General features: G+C 66.4%; 17 protein-coding genes, 2 tRNA genes and 2 pseudogenes. 12 read left to right on the top strand and 9 right to left on the bottom strand.

The window, feature by feature from the left end; genetic code table 11:
- Window positions 1-49: 49 nt before the first annotated feature.
- Window positions 50-585 (bottom strand): annotated as a pseudogene (locus F9K07_RS09020) (TRAP transporter large permease subunit); the annotation flags it as partial.
- Between F9K07_RS09020 and F9K07_RS31810 the strand changes: the two are divergent.
- From F9K07_RS31810 to F9K07_RS09050, 7 genes and pseudogenes are all read left to right on the top strand, one after another.
- Window positions 548-739, top strand: a pseudogene (locus F9K07_RS31810) (EamA/RhaT family transporter); the annotation flags it as partial. The pseudogenes F9K07_RS09020 and F9K07_RS31810 sit on opposite strands and share 38 nt — an antisense overlap.
- A 76-nt stretch (window positions 740-815) precedes the next feature.
- Complete coding sequence (locus tag F9K07_RS09025) at window positions 816-1,400, top strand: NnrU family protein (protein WP_159591710.1); 585 nt, start codon at window positions 816-818, stop codon at window positions 1,398-1,400.
- Between the two features lie 76 nt (window positions 1,401-1,476).
- Window positions 1,477-2,589, top strand: a complete 1,113-nt coding sequence (locus tag F9K07_RS09030) for a PQQ-dependent sugar dehydrogenase (protein WP_159591713.1) — start codon at window positions 1,477-1,479, stop codon at window positions 2,587-2,589.
- Between the two features lie 4 nt (window positions 2,590-2,593).
- A complete protein-coding gene (egtB, locus tag F9K07_RS09035; RefSeq protein ID WP_159591716.1) occupies window positions 2,594-3,913 on the top strand; it encodes an ergothioneine biosynthesis protein EgtB in 1,320 nt (439 codons plus the stop codon).
- Between the two features lie 53 nt (window positions 3,914-3,966).
- Window positions 3,967-4,968, top strand: coding sequence for an L-histidine N(alpha)-methyltransferase (gene egtD, locus F9K07_RS09040; protein ID WP_159591719.1), 1,002 nt, complete (start codon window positions 3,967-3,969; stop codon window positions 4,966-4,968).
- A 56-nt stretch (window positions 4,969-5,024) separates the two neighbouring features.
- Window positions 5,025-6,098, top strand: coding sequence for a selenide, water dikinase SelD (gene selD, locus F9K07_RS09045; protein WP_159591722.1), 1,074 nt, complete (start codon window positions 5,025-5,027; stop codon window positions 6,096-6,098).
- 13 nt (window positions 6,099-6,111) lie between these two features.
- The gene (locus F9K07_RS09050; protein ID WP_159591725.1) at window positions 6,112-6,495 is read left to right on the top strand and encodes a RidA family protein; all 384 of its coding nucleotides are present in this window, start codon (window positions 6,112-6,114) and stop codon (window positions 6,493-6,495) included.
- A 12-nt stretch (window positions 6,496-6,507) separates the two neighbouring features.
- Here F9K07_RS09050 and F9K07_RS09055 read toward each other — a convergent pair whose 3' ends face one another.
- Entirely contained in the window at window positions 6,508-7,302 is a 795-nt protein-coding gene (locus F9K07_RS09055) for a DUF4399 domain-containing protein (protein WP_159591728.1), read from the bottom strand.
- A gap of 224 nt (window positions 7,303-7,526) precedes the next feature.
- Between F9K07_RS09055 and F9K07_RS09060 the strand changes: the two genes are divergently transcribed.
- Both F9K07_RS09060 and F9K07_RS09065 read left to right on the top strand, forming a co-directional pair.
- A tRNA-Arg gene (locus tag F9K07_RS09060) sits at window positions 7,527-7,603 on the top strand.
- A 54-nt stretch (window positions 7,604-7,657) separates the two neighbouring features.
- The gene (locus F9K07_RS09065) at window positions 7,658-7,993 is read left to right on the top strand and encodes a Zn-ribbon domain-containing OB-fold protein (RefSeq protein ID WP_159591731.1); all 336 of its coding nucleotides are present in this window, start codon (window positions 7,658-7,660) and stop codon (window positions 7,991-7,993) included.
- A gap of 143 nt (window positions 7,994-8,136) precedes the next feature.
- On the opposite strand, the gene F9K07_RS09070 is transcribed toward F9K07_RS09065, so the two are convergent.
- From F9K07_RS09070 to F9K07_RS09085, 4 genes are read right to left on the bottom strand one after another with little or no spacing between them, the layout of a single operon-like run.
- The gene (locus F9K07_RS09070) at window positions 8,137-8,565 is read right to left on the bottom strand and encodes an acetyl-CoA hydrolase/transferase C-terminal domain-containing protein (RefSeq protein WP_159591734.1); all 429 of its coding nucleotides are present in this window, start codon (window positions 8,563-8,565) and stop codon (window positions 8,137-8,139) included.
- 8 nt (window positions 8,566-8,573) lie between these two features.
- Complete coding sequence (locus F9K07_RS09075; RefSeq protein ID WP_159591737.1) at window positions 8,574-9,281, bottom strand: hypothetical protein; 708 nt, start codon at window positions 9,279-9,281, stop codon at window positions 8,574-8,576.
- 7 nt (window positions 9,282-9,288) lie between these two features.
- Window positions 9,289-10,263 (bottom strand): Bug family tripartite tricarboxylate transporter substrate binding protein, encoded by a 975-nt coding sequence (locus tag F9K07_RS09080; protein WP_159591740.1) that lies wholly within the window; start codon window positions 10,261-10,263, stop codon window positions 9,289-9,291.
- Between the two features lie 36 nt (window positions 10,264-10,299).
- A complete protein-coding gene (locus F9K07_RS09085; protein WP_159591743.1) occupies window positions 10,300-11,208 on the bottom strand; it encodes a sugar phosphate isomerase/epimerase family protein in 909 nt (302 codons plus the stop codon).
- A 76-nt stretch (window positions 11,209-11,284) separates the two neighbouring features.
- On the opposite strand from F9K07_RS09085, the gene F9K07_RS09090 reads away from it, so the two are divergent.
- From F9K07_RS09090 to F9K07_RS09100, 3 genes are all read left to right on the top strand, one after another.
- On the top strand, window positions 11,285-12,238 hold the full coding sequence (locus F9K07_RS09090; protein WP_159591746.1) for a LysR family transcriptional regulator: 954 nt from the start codon (window positions 11,285-11,287) through the stop codon (window positions 12,236-12,238).
- 110 nt (window positions 12,239-12,348) lie between these two features.
- A complete protein-coding gene (locus tag F9K07_RS32070; RefSeq protein WP_268894749.1) occupies window positions 12,349-12,669 on the top strand; it encodes a DUF3489 domain-containing protein in 321 nt (106 codons plus the stop codon).
- A complete protein-coding gene (locus F9K07_RS09100; RefSeq protein WP_159591749.1) occupies window positions 12,666-12,896 on the top strand; it encodes a hypothetical protein in 231 nt (76 codons plus the stop codon). The genes F9K07_RS32070 and F9K07_RS09100 overlap by 4 nt, the downstream gene beginning before the upstream one ends.
- A 136-nt stretch (window positions 12,897-13,032) precedes the next feature.
- Here the strand turns inward: F9K07_RS09100 and F9K07_RS09105 are convergent.
- From F9K07_RS09105 to F9K07_RS09115, 3 genes are all read right to left on the bottom strand, one after another.
- Window positions 13,033-13,120, bottom strand: a tRNA-Ser gene (locus F9K07_RS09105).
- Window positions 13,121-13,201: 81 nt separating this feature from the next.
- A complete protein-coding gene (kdpE, locus tag F9K07_RS09110; protein ID WP_159596875.1) occupies window positions 13,202-13,894 on the bottom strand; it encodes a two-component system response regulator KdpE in 693 nt (230 codons plus the stop codon).
- Window positions 13,894-16,596, bottom strand: a complete 2,703-nt coding sequence (locus tag F9K07_RS09115; RefSeq protein ID WP_159591752.1) for a DUF4118 domain-containing protein — start codon at window positions 16,594-16,596, stop codon at window positions 13,894-13,896. The genes kdpE and F9K07_RS09115 overlap by 1 nt, the downstream gene beginning before the upstream one ends.
- Window positions 16,597-16,601: the final 5 nt, after the last annotated feature.

The following is a 16,601-nucleotide window of genomic DNA, read 5'->3' on the forward strand; positions in this document are numbered from 1 at the left end:
CGGCGGCGGTGAACACGCCAGAGAGAATGCCCACCAGGATGATGACGACGATCAACAGGCCAGGCAGTGCGCCCAGCCAGGCCGAGAGCACCTCACCCCAGCCCGGAAACTTGCCGCGCGTGGTGTAGCCGCGCTTGACCGCCACGTAATACGCCGCGGCCAGGTTGCACCGCGTGAGCAGCAGCGCGGGCACGATGGCGGCCAGGATCAGATTGAGCACGCTGACCGAGGCGATGCCGGTGGTGGCCAGCGTGACGAAGATGAGGTTGTGCGAGGTCGGCATGAGCACGCCGACCAGCGCGGCATGGGTGGTGACGTTGACTGCGTAGTCGGCGTCGTACCCCTCCTTTTCATCAGGGGGATCATCACCGAGCCTATGGCCGAGACGTCGGCCAGCGCCGAGCCGGCCACGCCGCCGAACAGCGTGCAACCGACCACGTTGCTCATGCCCAGGCCGCCGCGCACATGGCCCACCAGGCTGTTGGCGAAGCGCACGATGCGGTCGGCGATGCCGCCATAGAGCATGAGTTCGCCCGCGAACAGGAACAACCGGGTCGGCATGGTCACGGTGTTCAACTTTCTCATTCCGGTGTTTGGCGCGCTGCTCTCGGCCTGGTTCCTGGGCGAGCAGGTGCTAGCCTGGCGCAACCTGCTGGCACTGCTGCTGGTGTGCGGCGGCATCTGGCTCGTGACCTCCGACCGGACCCCCGCGCCGAGCGCGGCCACACCCGCGGGTTGACCTGTGCGCCACCGGCGCTACAGTGGCCTCCTGCGGTGACGGGCGTGCCGATGCCGTGTAAACACGAGAGCTTGTCATGGCATGGTTGATCGTCGGTCTGCTGCTTTTCCTGGGTGTGCACTCGGTGTCCATCGTCTCGCCGCAAGGGCGCAGCGCGTTGGCGCGGCGCATGGGCGAGGGCGGCTTCAAAGGGGTCTACACGCTGATCTCGTTCGCCGGCCTGGCCCTCATCGTCTGGGGTTACGGTCTGGCGCGACACGCGCCGGTGTTGCTCTACACGCCACCGCCGGCCCTGCGGCATCTGGCCTTGCTGCTCATGCTTCCCGTGTTCGTGCTGCTGATCGCGGCGTACCTGCCCGGACGCATCCAGCGCGCGGCCAGACACCCCATGCTGTTGGCGGTGAAATGCTGGGCCCTGGCGCATCTGCTTGCCAATGGCACGGCGGCCGACGTGCTGCTCTTCGGTGGTTTTCTGCTCTGGGCCGTGGCCGACCGCATTTCCATGAAACGGCGCGCGGCCGCGGGCTTGCTGCGCACGCCACCCGCGCTGCCAGGCGGTGGCGCGAACGATGCGATCGCGCTCCTCGGTGGGCTCGTGGTGTACGGGGTGTTCGTGCTGTGGGCACATGCGTGGTTGTTCGGGGTGAATCCGATGGCGTGACGGCCGGGGAACCTTCGTTGTGTGCGCACTCCAACAGACGGCTGTCCGGCCTTTCGCCATCCTCCTTCACTTCTCTATGAAATCCATCTCTTGCCTGGCGTTCGCCGCTGTTTCGCTGCTCGCTGCCACCGCGTGCGCGCAACCGTCTTCCGTCACCACGGAAGTGGTCGCAGGCGGTCTACAGAACCCTTGGGGCCTGGCCTTCATCGGGGAAGGCCGCATGGTCGTGACCGAGCGCGCGGGACGCATGCGCGTGGTGGGGGCCGACGGTCGCCTGGGTGAGCCACTCAAGAACGTCCCCAACGTGGACGCCGTAGGGCAGGGCGGTTTGCTCGACCTCGTGGCCGACCGCGACTTCGCGCGCAACCGCACGCTGCACTTCTGTTTCAGCGAGCCCGGCCTGGGCGGCAATTCCACAGCACTGGCGTCTGCCCAGCTGTCCGCCGACAGCCGCTCGCTCGAAGGCGTCCGGGTGATCTTCAGCCAGAAGCCCAAGGTGGCCAGCCGCCTGCACTTTGGCTGCCGCATCGCGCAAGCCAGCGACGGCAGCCTGTTCCTCACCCTGGGCGACCGCTTCCAGCGCATGGCCGATGCACAGACCCTGGACACGCACCATGGCAAGGTCGTGCGCGTGCGGCCCGACGGCAGCGCGCATCCCGACAACCCGTTCGTGGGCCGCAGCGGCGCCCTGCCCGAAATCTGGAGCCTGGGCCACCGCAATATGCAGAGCGCCACCATCGGCCCCGATGGTCGGCTCTGGACCGTCGAGCACGGGCCGCAGGGCGGCGACGAACTCAATGTCGCCCAGGCCGGCAAGAACTACGGCTGGCCCAGCATCACCTATGGCGAAAACTACGGCGGCGGCAAGATCGGCGAAGGCCTTACCCGCAAGGAAGGGCTCGAACAACCGCTGAAGTATTGGGTGCCTTCCATTGCGCCTTCGGGCATGGCTTTCGTGACCAGCGAACGCTATGGCAAGGACATGAAGGGCAACCTGCTCATCGGCTCGCTCAAGTTCCAATATGTGGCGCGCCTCGTGATGAACGGGGACAAAGTCGTGCGCGAAGAGAAACTGCTGCCCGACCTGAGGCAACGTGTGCGCGACGTGCGCGAAGGCCCCGACGGCTTCATCTACCTGCTCACCGACGACCGCGACGGCCAGCTGCTGCGGCTCAAGCCCCGAGGCTGACGATATGAACTCCACACCCCACCCGGTCCCAGCGCCTTTGGCGCGATCGCAGAACGACCGGGCGGGGCTGGCCCGCCATTTCAAGGCGGTGCGCGAACGCAGCCGCGCGCTGGCCGCGCCGCTCTCGCCCGAAGACTGCCAGGCGCAATCGATGCCCGACGCCAGCCCGGTGAAGTGGCACTTGGCGCACGTCACCTGGTTCTTCGAGACCTTCGTGCTCGAACGCTTCGAACCCGGCTTCGAGCCGTTCGAGCCCGCGTTTCGCGTGCTGTTCAACAGCTACTACAACGGTGTGGGCGAACAGTTCTCGCGGCCGCAGCGTGGACTGATCACGCGCCCCACTCTGGCCGAGGTGTGGCAATGGCGCGAGCAGGTGGACGAGCGCATCGCCCGGCTGATCGAGCTCACCGACTGTGCCGAAGCCCTGCGCCTGATCGAGCTGGGCCTGCACCACGAGCAGCAGCACCAGGAACTGCTGCTCACCGACGTGAAACATCTGCTCTCGGTCAACCCGTTGCGACCGGCGTACCAGCGGCACTGGCCCTTGGTCTCGGTGGCCAGCGTTGCGCCGCGCTGGATCGAGCAAGCGCATGGGCTGGTCGAGATCGGCCACCCCGATGGCGCGGGCTTTGCCTTCGACAACGAATCGCCCAGGCACCGCGAATGGCTGGAGCCGTATGCCTTGATGAACCGCCTGGTGACGCACGGCGAATGGTGGGACTTCGTGCAGGACGGTGGCTATGCCGAACCGCGCTGGTGGCTCGCGGCGGGGTGGGACTGGGTGCGTGCGCAGGGCGTGCGTGCGCCGCTTTACTGGACCTTGCCGCACGCGCCCAATGCCTTGCCCAGCGTGTTCACGCTGCACGGCGAAGCGCCGCTGGACCCGCACACGCCGGTTACGCACATCAGCCATTTCGAGGCCGACGCGTTTGCCCGCTGGGCCGGCGCCACGCATACCGAATGGCGCGGCGCGCGCCTGCCCAGCGAAGCGGAATGGGAAAACGCCGCCGCCCTGCTGCCGGTGCGGGGCAATCTGCAGGAAGGCGACACCTTCCATCCGCTGCCCGCGCGCAGCGACACCCGCGGCTTGCTGCAGATGTACGGCGACGTGTGGGAATGGACCTGCAGCAGCTACAGCGCCTACCCGGGCTTTCAGCCTGCGCAAGGTGCGGTGGGTGAGTACAACGGCAAGTTCATGGTCAACCAGACCGTGCTGCGCGGCGGCTCCTGCGCCACACCGGCGTCGCACCTGCGCGCCAGCTACCGCAATTTTTTCCCCACCGACGCGCGCTGGCAGTTCAGCGGCCTGCGTCTCGCGAAATAAGAACAAGCGTTCCTCATCCATCGAAATAGCTGTCACACCCACAGGAGAGTTTCATGCGCGCTACCGATCTGGCCCCCCGCTTCGTGCAATTGCACCAACCCAGTCCCGGTCTCTCGCACCCAGCGTTGATCGAGGGCCTGATGCAGACGCCCGCGCATGTATCGCCCAAGTACTTCTATGACGCGCTCGGCTCGCGCCTGTTCGACGCCATCACCGAGCTGCCCGAGTACTACCCCACGCGCACCGAGGCGGCGGTGTTCGCGCAGCACGGCACCGAAATGGCGCGCCACGTGCCGAGCGACGCGGTGTTGATCGACCTGGGCGCGGGCAGCTGCGCCAAGGCTGCGCGCCTGTTTCCGGTGTTGCAGCCTTGCGCCTACGTGCCGGTGGACATCTCGGTGGACTACCTGCGCGACACGTTGGCGGCTCTGCAGCAGCGCCAACCCGAGTTGCCCATGCTCGGGCTGGGCATGGACTTCTCCAGCCGTTTCGACCTCGGCCCGCTGGCATGCGACTGGTTGGCCGATCGTGGTTTCGCGCAGCAGGCGCGGGTGGTGTTCTACCCCGGCTCGAGCATCGGCAACTTCCTGCCGCATGAAGCGCTGGCCCTGCTGTGCCAGGTGCACGCGGTGTGCCAGGCCGGTGGTGCTGGCGGCGGCCTGTTGATAGGCGTGGACCGCATCAAGCCGCGCGCGGCGCTCGAATCGGCGTACGACGATGCGCTGGGCGTGACCGCCGCGTTCAACCGCAACCTGCTGCGCCATGTGAACCACCTCATCGGCGCCAACTTCATGCCAGCGGCCTGGCAGCACGCCGCGTTCTTCAATGAAGACGAGTCGCGCATCGAAATGCACCTGCAGGCCATCGGCGCGCAGACCGTGCGCTGGTGCGGAGGCGAGCGCAGGTTCGACGACGGCGAGCGTGTGCACACCGAGAACTCGTACAAGTGGGCGCCCGAGGCTTTCGCTGCTTTGCTGCGCGAAGCGGGCTTTGGCGACGTGCTGCACTGGAGCGATCCCAAGGGCTGGTTCAGCGTCTTCTGGGCGTCGGCATAGCCGCTGGCTGCGCGCACTGCGCGCACAATGGCGGGTCCGAACGACCTGCCCGATCCATGCCTCCAGAACCCACCACCTCCCGTGCGGAACCCCGTCTCACCAGCCTCTCGCACGGCGGCGGCTGTGGCTGCAAGATCGCGCCCGGCGTGCTCAGCGAAATCCTGCGCGGTACCAGCGCCTTGCCCATCCCACCCGAGTTGCTCGTGGGCATCGAGACCGCCGACGACGCGGCCGTGTACCGCCTCAACGACGAGCAGGCGCTGATCGCGACCACCGATTTCTTCATGCCCATCGTCGACGACCCGTTCGACTTCGGCCGCATCGCCGCCACCAACGCCATCAGCGATGTCTACGCCATGGGCGGCACACCCATCATGGCGCTGGCCCTGGTGGGCATGCCCATCCAGGTGTTGTCCACCGAGACCATCGGCCAGATCCTTGCGGGCGGCCAGAGCGTGTGCCGGGAGGCTGGCATCCCGGTCGCGGGCGGCCACACCATCGACTCGGTCGAACCCATCTACGGTCTGGTGGCGCTCGGTCTGGTGCACCCGCAGCGCGTCAAGCGCAATGCAGATGCGCAGATCGGTGACCGCCTGGTGTTGGGCAAACCGCTGGGGGTGGGTGTGCTGTCCGCCGCGCTGAAGAAGGACGCGCTGCCGCCCGAAGGCTACGCGCGGATGATCGCGACCACCACACAACTCAATACACCCGGGCCGGCGCTGGCCGCGCTCGATGGCGTGCATGCGCTGACCGACGTCACCGGCTTTGGACTGGCCGGACACGCCCTGGAGATGGCGCGGGGCTCCAACACCACGGTGTGCCTGGACATGGCGCGGGTGCCCTGGATCGAAGGCGTGCGCGACCTGGCTGCGCGTGGCCTGGTCACCGGTGCTTCGGGCCGGAACTGGGCGGCCTATGGCCATGAAGTGCGGCTCGGTGCGAACACGCACGCGGTGGAACAGGCCCTGCTCAGCGATCCCCAGACCAGTGGCGGCCTGCTCGTGGCCTGCGCGCCCCATGCGGTGGATGCCGTGCTCGCGGTGTTCCGGGAGCAGGGATTTGCTGCCGCGGCCGACGTGGGTGAAATCGTGGCGGCGCGCGCCGATGGTGTGCGCCTGGACGTGAACTGAAGGAGTGCATGGCATGCGCCGCCAACACATCAGCTCGGGCTCGCCTTTCGAGGCGCAGATCGGTTATTCGCGCGCCGTGGTCGCGGGCGACTGGATCTTCGTCTCGGGCACCACCGGCTTTGACTACGCCACCATGGCCATTTCCGACGACGTGGTGGAGCAGGCCGAGCAATGCTTCCAGAACATCGCGGCGGCGTTGCGCGAAGCCGGTGCGAGCCTGGATGATGTGGTGCGCGTGAACTACGTGTTGCCCGACGCGTCGCTGTTCGAAGCCTGCTGGCCGGTGCTGCGCAGGCACCTGGGGAGGGCACGTCCCGCGGCCATGATGGTCTCGGCCGGTTTGCTCGATCCGCGCATGAAGATCGAAGTGGAAGTGACGGCGCTCAAGCCCGGTTGAGTGCCGTGTGGATCATTCCACGCGCACCGATGCGCTGGCCGGTGCGGTCTTCTGCTTGCTCGGGTCCGTGTTGTCGAGCAACTCCAGTTTCAGGCTGTATGAGCCTGCCGGCGGTGCGAGCCAGACCTCGGTCTGGCCATTGACAAAGTCCATCACGGCCGGCGCGCCACTGCCCGGTGTCACCGTGAGACGGAAATGGCCACTGTCGGCCAGGCGCTGTGCGCGCTGCGCCACGTTGAACCCCGAGGCATGGAATTGCACATGCAATGGTGCCGGCGACTTGACCACGGTCTGCGGCAACTGCAGGCTGATGCCGGGGACCACCAACGTCTTGGGATCGGTGTCGTTCTTCTTCGTCACCGTGATGGTGGCGGGCTTGCTGTAGACGAAATGCGGCAGGTGGTTCTGATCGGCCAGCAGCATGCGCAGGGTGTACGTGCCCGGTGCGAGCGTGAGCACCGTCTCCATCTGGCCTTTGCCGAAGTGGATGTACTGGTCGTTGAAGGGCAGCGCCTCCTTGAAGTTCAGCGGCAGATCGCGGTTGACCAGCAGGTGGTGGTGGCCGCTGCGTTCGCTGCCCTTGTTGGCGATCGGCGCCAGACCCCAGCCGCCGGAGAGACCGAACTTGAGCAGGTAGGGCGTCTCGATGCGGTCGCCATCCTTGAGGTTGGTGAAGTAGGCCTCGGCCGCCACGCGGGGTGGTGGCGCTTGCCAGGGGTGCAGTTTCGAGGACGTGCTGCTCTGGGCGAGGCCGAAAGTCGATACCGTGGCGAGCAGCAGAAAGGCGATGGATTTGAGCGTGTGCATGGAGCGGGTGGACCGTGAAAGAGGAACGGATGTCGAGCCCTTCCCTTAGGCGCGTTCATCCATGTGCCGAACCAGAACGCCGCTCCAAGACTCGTCCATAAGTCTATCGGACTAGTGTTGCAGGTCATTTGGCCTGCTTTAGCCGATCTCGGCCGATCTGTGATTTGCTTTTGTTTTTGCGATTTTTGGAATGTCCAGAAAACACTGCTATAATTCGAGGCTTCGCGGCTGTAGCTCAGCTGGATAGAGTACTTGGCTACGAACCAAGGGGTCGTGGGTTCGATTCCTGCCAGCCGCACCAGAACATGCGTTCTAGAACAACGGGTTAGCTCCAAAAGAGCTAGCCCGTTTTTCTTTGTCCGCTCGGCTGCGCGACTTCTTGCGCGACTTTTTCTTTTCCTTCCTCGAACGCACCGCCTTGCGCCTTCCTTCGCAAGGCCATCCGCCGAATTGGGCGGAGGCCTCGGGCGAAGGCACCGCGCACAGCTGGACCGTGGCGCACCACGCCTTCCATCCCGCCTTTGCCGGCGAACTCCCCTACACCTTGGTCACCGTGGATCTCAAGGAAGGTGTGCGCGCGCTGGGGCGCTGGCGAGAAGGGTGCACACCGAGCGTGGGCATGGCGGTACGAGGCGGTTTCGAACCGCGCGAAGATGGCGTGGATCTGGTCTTCCAGGCCGTTGCCGGATAAACCGGGCGCTCAGCGCGCCGTCACGAAGCTCACATAGCGCGGCACCATGAAGTAAGCCATGTGCGCTGCGCAGTGCGCGATGAGCGCCGCTTAATGCCGCCGCCATGTCGACGGCGGAGTGCGTTTGCAAGATGTGCTCGACTTCATAGGCCGAGATGTTCGCTCAGCGCATCGCGCCCCGTCGTGGCTGGTATCGCGAGAATCGCGAGGCCGCCTTCGGAACGGCGCGCGGCCCGGAAGTAGTCGGTCTGCGCCCCGACCGCGCCGACATAACGCCCGCCCAGAAGTTCCGCGCTCACCTGGCCGCACAGGGCGACCTCGATCGCAGAGTTGATGGCCATCAAAGGCGACCCGGGAATGGGCTCGACGAGCCGGTTTGCCGGCGCGAAGCCGAGAACGCTATCGTGCGACAAAGCGGCGTAGAGCGATGAACAGCCGACCACGAGTGCGGTGAGGCACGCATCCGGGGTGGCGGTGTCGAGGGCGCCGCTGTCCAGCAAGTCCAGGTACCCGTCGCCCACCAGGCCCGAGCGGATCTTCAGGCCCCGGTGTTGTTTCAGCGCGCCCGCCACCGCCCCCGCTAGAGATCAGTTTGATGCAAGCGGTGTGCGAGGTCGTATGCCTGCAGCTTGCAGTCCGACACGACGCCACTCCATCCGTTCAGGATTTCAGCGCACTGTTGTAGGACTGGTGTCAATGAGTGACGCGAAATGCCCTCGATCAGAACCACCGCATCGAAATCGGTGGCACCTGCTCGCATGGACAGCGCGCCGTCGTTCATGGGCCGCCGCTCCACGTTTCCTTTGATGCCGGCGTGCGCAGCGATTACACCAGGCTGGCGCGTTGCATCCTCCACCAGATCCCGGACGCGCAGTCGGAACTGATCCAGCGGCAATGGCGGGTGTGCCTCAACTGCCTCCGTCGCTAGACGCATGCGCAACGTGCCCATCGCTCCGCCAGTGCCCCGTCCGCGCGTAATGGCAAGGTGACAGGGCGCTCGTGTGAACTGCAGGAATCCGGGATGCACGCGTTGCGTCCACGGTGATCGCGCGTTCGCGGTCATGAAGTACCCCTCCGAGGCGAACACTTCAAAGGAACTGGCTTCGTACAGTGTGAAGCAGCGCTGATCGTGGGCCTCGGCGTTCCAATAACGGCTGCCGGTCACGATGCCTGGGGTGAGCACCCGCTCGGGCAGGTGCTCTTCGGTGTGCCAGTGATGGAACTCCTCCTCTAGCGCCGGTTCGATGTCGTGCCAGATGGCCAGAAAAGCGGTGCCTCGCAATGCCATGCGCCACTCACTCCGGTTTGATGCCGCGGGCATCGATCACTCGGGCCCAGCGGACACCTTCTTCGCGCAGCAGCTGCGCGAACCGCTCGGGCGTGCCGCCCAAGGGATCCACACCCATTTCGCGGAAACGCTGAACAACCGCAGGCTCGCGCAACGCCTGGGTGATGGCCGCATTGGCGGTGGCAACGATAGCGGAGGGTGTGTCGCCAGGCATCACCAGGCCGTTCCAGTTGGCACAGGTCCACTGCCGCTGACCTTGCTCCCCCACCGTGGCCACATCGGGCAATAGACGGGCGCGCTGGGCGCTGCTCACGGCAATGGCGCGGACCCGGCCACCCTGGACCAGGCCCACCACGTTGGGCAGCGCCCCCCAGGTCATGTCCACCTCGCCGGACGCCACCGCCAGCGCGGCAGGGCCACCGCCCTTATAGGGGATGTTGGCCATCTCGACGCCTGCGTCGCCCTTCATCTGCTCGGTCAAGAGATGCTGGATCGAACCCCGGTTTGGAATCGCGATGTTGATTTGGCCAGGCGCCTTGCGGGCTGCAGTGATGACTTCTTCGAGGGTCTTCCAGGGTGCACTCGTCCGTACGATGAGAACGAAGGGCGTTTCGTAGGTCAGGCTGACCGGCTTGAGGTCTTTGTTCGGATCGAAGGGCAGTTGCGGAAAGAGCCGTTTGCCGATGACCACCGGACCCGAGGAGGCTACACCGAGCGTGTAGCCATCGCCGGGGGCCTTGGCCACCGCGTTCATGCCGATGATCCCGTCCGCACCCGTGCGGTTCTCCACGATGACGGGCTGTTGCCACATCTTCTCCAACCGTTCGCCAATGATGCGCGGTACCAGGTCACCCGCACCACCAGCGGGAAAGGGCACGATCACGCGCAGGGTGCGGTTGGGCCAAGCGTTGGCGATGGCGGCGCCCCATGGCGCGGATGCGGCGGCGCAGGCGAGCGCCGTGAGCATGCTTCTTCGTTTCATTGTGATGTCTCCGGTTGTGACTGTGGAAGTGGGCGCTCAGGCCGTCTCCAGCGCGGCGTCTGCGGCGCAGGCCGAAAGGTAGGCACGGCCTGCGCGCAGGGTGGCAAAGGCGTCGCCGACGCCCTTGTATTCGATGACCACCCAACCGTCGAAGCCAGCTTCACGCACCTGGCGCAGCGCCAGGCTGTAGTCCACGTCGCCGTCGGACAGGGGGCGTTCGACGAAGGCTGATCGCTGCAGCTCTGGAAAATGCACTCGCTGCAGGTTGTTCACGTGCCAGAGGTTCATGCGCGGGGCCAATGTGCTGAGCGCTTCGCGCCACGTTTCCGGTGGCGTGTCGTAGGCACGGTATCCGTTGCACAGATCGGGGTTGGCGCCCACGTTGGGTGCGCCGGTCGCGTTCAGCAGGCGCAGCAGGCTGGCACTGGTGTCGGCCAGGCTACGGTCGTGCAGTTCGATTGAAAGAGAAAGCCCGCAATCGGCGGCACGTTGGGCAAGGGTGCGCAGGCGTTCGGCCGTCTGATCGAAATCCGCATCGGTGGCGCCCCGGCTGCCGCCCGGCGAATGCGTGGCCCCCATCACCGGCGTCACACCTGGCGTTCTCGGAATGCTCAGTGCGAGGTTGACGATACCGGCACCCAGGCGCTCTGCCACGGCGAACGCGGCCTCGACGGCGCGTGCGTTTCGCTCCGCGAGCTCCGGGTGGCACAGCGTTTTGCCCATGCAGCTGACGGTGGGGATGCGCAGGCCCAGGGACTCGGCGGCGCAGCGTACGGTATGGGCGTTCTCCACCGTGAAATCATCGAACGGCCAACTGTCGGAGACGTCAACGCCATCGAAGCCGGCATCGCGGATGCGCCGGAGGTCGCGCTCCAACTCGATGGAGCTGGGCATGCTGCGCTGCCAATGGTGGCGCAGCGCATGAAGATGGAAGGCGAATTGCATGCGGCGATTCTTCGATGGAGGAATGTTTTCGTCAAACTTATAATTTTCAAGACAATATGAATTCTGTTTATTGATCATGGACATACGCGATCTGCGTTACTTTCAGTTGGTGGCCCGGTCGGGCCACATCGGCAAGGCGGCACAAGGTGCGCACCGCTCGCAACCGGCGATCAGCAAATCCATTCAGCGGATCGAGCACGAACTAGGGGTGACGCTGTTCGACCGTTCGCGCCGCAAGTTGGAGCTGACCACAGTGGGCCGTTTGCTGCAGGACCGCTGTGAGACCTTGCTGCGCGACATGGACGAGTTGCAACGCGAAGTGCGCGCGGCTGCGCTGGGCGAGGTAGGACACGTGCGCGTGGGCGTCTCGGGCATGGCGGCCGACATCCTGCTGTCGCAGCTCACGTCCTCTCTGCTGGCGCAGCACCCCGGGATCACGCTGGAGGTGGAGGTGGGGATGAATGACAGCCTGGCGCAAGCACTGTCGGCGCACGCGCTCGACATCGTGGTCGCCCCGGCTACGCACGCGATTGCCGGCTTGGATTTCGAGGCTGTGCTCCCTGACCAAGTCGTGGTGGTGGCCGACAAGGCCCATCCCCTGGTCGGCAAACGCACCCTCAAGCTGCCGCAGTTGCGGCCTTACAAATGGGTGCTGCCATCTCGCTCAAGCGAGTCCCGCCGGTGGCTGGAAACGCGCTTTGCGGAGCAACGCGAGCCCAAGCCTGTGGCACAGATCCAGTCCAATTCGATCTCGCTTACGCCGCGCATGATCTCCGGCACGCATCTGCTGACTCATGTGTCGCGACGCAATCTGGCCATGGAACCCCTGGCCTCGATCGTGCGGGAGATCGATGTACCGGCGCTGACGATGCCGCGCGACTTCGGGATCCTGGTGCGAGAAGGCGCTAGTCTCTCACCCGCCGCCGAAGCGGTGCGATCGCAGGTGCGAGCCGCCTGCGCGCAGACACTGGGCGCGAAGCCCGTGGCAGGACCCGTACCGACGCCGGTCCGGCGACGGCGCTCATCGTAGCGACGCGAGTAGGTCCTTCACGGCAACAGTCTCGCCAGCGCGCAAAATCTGAGTCGCGCAAGCAGATCTGCGCAATCATGACCATTCCCCACGGGTACTCCAGATAGAGCTTGAGCAGCCGGGCAGGTAGAGCGTTACTACCCCGGTGCCGCATTGGCCGTGACCCCGCGAAGACCAAGCAATCCCAGCTGATCGCGCTGCTGGGTGCGGCATCGGGTGCTTCCATGTCCCAGATGACGTCGCTCACAGGATGGTTACCGCACACGGTGCGCGGCACCATCAGCGCCGCCTTGCGCAAGCGCCTGGGACTCAACGTCCCGTGCCAGTTCCACGGAATCGAGCCCGCTTGCCTGGGGTGCCGCAATATCGGCTGCTTGGCTTGGCTTGGCTTGCGGTTGTGGCGGTGTTTCTCGCCCATTGGTGCATCGTGACCAAGGAAGCCCAGGTACTGCACAACGAGCCGAAAAATATTCATCGGCCCGAACTCACCCTCTCCGAGGATGCTGCGCTCACGTTCGAGATTGAAAATCTGCAGCTTCGAGTTGAGGCGACCAAAAAGAGAAACGCCAATGTCGCCCTCTGGTTGGATCGCTGCAGGTGCGGGGTAATCGCTACCCCCGTTTGGTTTGCGGCAGCGGCCTCCGTGGCCTGTCAATAGGCTGCGGTTGCCTGTAGTCTTTTCGCTCAGGATCTGGCTGAGGGAGGGGGTTTGTCGCAGTAGTCCAGCACACAATGGACTCATTGATGGACAGAACGAAAAATCGGCCTGCAAGTCGCATAAACACTGGGGGTCCTGGCGGAGACTGTGAGATTCGAACTCACGGACCCTTGCGGGTCGGCAGTTTTCAAGACTGCTGGTTTAAACCGCTCACCCAAGTCTCCGGAAGCGATCACAGGGCGCGATTTTAGCCTGCGTGCGGATTCGCCCGGGCGCGGCCCGTACGGTTCTTGGATCGGCGGGTGTCAGGCCACGAACCGGTAGCCCACCCCCGTTTCGGTCACAAGGTGGCGTGGCATCGACGGCTGGGCCTCGATTTTCTTGCGCAGGTTGGCCATGTGCACGCGCACATAGTGCGAATCCTCCAGGTGCCCGGGGCCCCAGACGGCCTTGAGCAATTGCGCGTGGGTCACCACGCGGTCGGGCTGCGAGGCCAGGTGCGTCAGCAACCGGTATTCGATCGGCGTGAGGTGCAGCGCCTCGCCCGCGCGCTCGACCACGCGGCGCACCAGATCGATGCGGATGTCGCCGAAGCTGATCTGCGGCGCGCCGCCGGGCGTTTGCTGCTGGTGGCGGCGCAACTGGGCGCGCACGCGCGCGTTCAGCTCGCCCGCGCCAAAGGGCTTGACGAGGTAGTCGTCCGCGCCGGCGTCGAGCGCGGCAATCTTGCTGGCCTCGCCGCTGCGCGCCGACAACACGATCACGGGGATGGCAGACCACTGGCGCAGTTCGCGGATCAGGTCCACGCCATCGCCATCGGGCAGGCCGAGGTCGAGCACGACCAGATCGGGCCGGCGCGTGCCCGCCTCGATCAAACCGCGCTGGTAGCTGCCGGACTCGTGCACGCTGTGCCCCTCGGCCTCCAGCGCCAGGCGCACGAAGCGGCGGATGTGGTCGTCGTCTTCAACGAGCAAGATCTGGCTGCCAGGGCTTTGCATCACGGGGACGTTTCCTCGGTGTGTGCGCCCAGGTCGGACGGGGGCGCGCCGCGGGGCAGGGTGATCACGATGCGCGCACCTTGCACCGCGCCGTCGACCACGCGGTTGTGGCCCTCGATGGTGCCACCATGGGCTTCGACGATCGCGCGGCAGATGGCCAGGCCCAGGCCCACGCCGGGCGTGGCGCTCTCGCGCTGGCCGCGCTCGAACTTCTCGAACACGCGCGCTTCGTGGCCTTTGGGCAGCCCAGGTCCCTGGTCATCCACCCGGAGGTCCACCGCGTCGCTGAGCGCGCGCGCCGAGAGTTGGATGGAGCTGCCCGGTGGCGTGTACTTGGCCGCGTTCTCCAGCAGGTTCACGAGCACGCGTTCGATCAGCACCGCGTCCAGGTGCAGCAAGGGTAGCCCGTCGGGCAGGTCGACACGGATGTCGCGGCCTGCCAAGGCAGCGCCACAGGCCGCGATCGCACTGCCCACCACTTCCTCCAGCGGCAGCCACGCGCGGTTGAGTTGCACCGCACCCGCCTGCAGGCGGGCCATGTCGAGCAGGTTGTTCACCTGCGCGTTCATGCGCTGGGCCGATTGCCGCACCGCGTTCACCACGTCGCGCTGTGCGTTGCTGAGCGCCGGTGGCGTGAGTTCCAGCGCATCGGCCAGGCCGACCAGCGAGGCCAGCGGCGTGCGCAGGTCGTGCGAGATGGCCGAGAGCAGCGAGTTGCGCAAGCGCTCGGACTCGATCTGCACCGTGCTGTGTTGCGCCACCTCGATGTAGTGGATGCGTTCGAGCGAAATGGCCAGCAACGAGGCGCAGGTCTGCAGCAGGCGGCGCTGCTCGATGCTCCAGGGCCGTTCGCCCGGCGGTTCGACCACCAGCACGCCGCGCACGCGCATGGGGGCGTTCAGGGGCAAGACGAGGCAGGCGCTGGCGGGCAAGGTGTGCGTGCCGCGCCCCGCCTCTTCGCCGCGTTCGAACGCCCATTGCGCCACCGCGGTGTCGACGGGAGCGGTGCCGCCGCCGATGGTGATCAACTGGTCGTGCTCGTCGGCCACCAGCAGCGTGGAGCGCGCGCGGAACTCGCCCACGAGAAAGCGCGACCCGATCTCGGCCACCTGCGTGGCCAGCAGCGCGGCGGAGAGGTCGCGCGACATGTCGTACAGGCTGCGCACGCGGTGTTCGCGTTGCGTGGCCGCCGCCGCCTGCTGCTGGAGGACCGCGGTGAGCTGGCCCACCACCAGCGCCACCACCAGCATGACGCCGAAGGTGACGAGGTACTCCACGTCGCTCACCGCGAAATTGTGGAACGGGGGCACGAACAGAAAGTCGAACAGCGCCACGCCGAGGAACGCCGCAAGCACGGCCGGGCCCCGGCCCAGCACCAGCGCGATGCCGACCACCGCGAGCAGGAACAGCATGACGATGTTGCTGCGCTCCAGCACATCGCGCAGCGGCGTCACCAGCAAAGCGGTGAGCAGGCAGGCGGCAGCGGCCCACGCGTAGCCGCGCCAACGCCCCTCCTGGGGTTTGGCGTGCTGGGTTGCGCGCGGCGGCGCCGAGGCGGGCACGGCCACCTGCACCAGGTCCAGGTCGTCGGCGTGTTGGGCCACGCGGTCGGCCACGGCGTGTTGCCAAGGCCATCGGCGCGCGTGGCGCCGGCCCAGTACCAGCCGGACCAGGTTGTGTTCGCGCGCGTAGCGCACCAGCGCGGCAGCGGGGTCGGTGGACGTGAGCGTGGCAGTGGTTGCGCCCAGGGATTCGGCCAGGCGCAGCGCGCGTTGCGTGGTCTCGTCCACCGGATGTCCCGGCGTTTCCACATGCGCGGCGTGCCAGGGCACGTCGAGCTGCACGGCCATGCGCGCGGCGCTGCGCACCACCTTCTCGGCATGCGCGCCCGGCCCGATGCCGGCCAGCAGCGACCCGCGGGTGGGCCACACCGGTTGCGCTGCCACGCCACGCCGGTAGGCGCGCATCTGGTCGTCCACGCGGTCGGCGGTGCGGCGCAGCGCCAGCTCGCGCAGCGCGAGCAGGTTGCCCTTGCGGAAGAAGTTGGCCGCGGCACGCTCGGCACGTTGGTCGTCGCCGTGCGGCAGGTATACCTTGCCGGCTTTCAGGCGTTCCAGCAGTTCGTCGGGCGGCAGGTCCACCACCACCACTTCGTCTGCGCCGTCGAAGAAGCGGTCGGGCACGGTCTCCCAGACGCGGATGCCGGTGATGCCGCTCACGATGTCGTTCAGGCTCTCCAGGTGCTGCACGTTCATGGTCGTCCACACGTCGATGCCGGCGGCCAGCAGTTCCTCGGCGTCCTGCCATCGCTTGGGGTGGCGCGCGCCGGCCAGGTTGCTGTGGGCCAGTTCGTCGAGCAGCACCAGGGCTTGGCCGGGGTGCTGTTCACCGAAGTCCAGGGCGGCGTCGAGGTCGAGCTCCGACAACGTGCGGCCGCGGTAGGGCACGGCAAGCAGGGGCAGGCGGACCAGCCCGCGCGCGAGGGCCTCGGTGTCGGGCCGGCCGTGGGTTTCCACCACGCCCACGGCCACCGGCGTGCCCTGGGCCATCGCGGCGTGCGCGGCCGCGAGCATGGCGTAGGTCTTGCCGACACCGGCCGATGCGCCGAAGAAGATCTTCAGATTGCCGCGGCGCTCGCGTGTCTCGGCCTGTTGCACCTGGGCCAGCAGGGCGTCGGGGTCGGGGCGGGTGGGGGCGGGCATTCAGG

Source organism: Hydrogenophaga sp. BPS33 (genome assembly GCF_009859475.1).
Taxonomy (GTDB): domain Bacteria; phylum Pseudomonadota; class Gammaproteobacteria; order Burkholderiales; family Burkholderiaceae_C; genus Hydrogenophaga.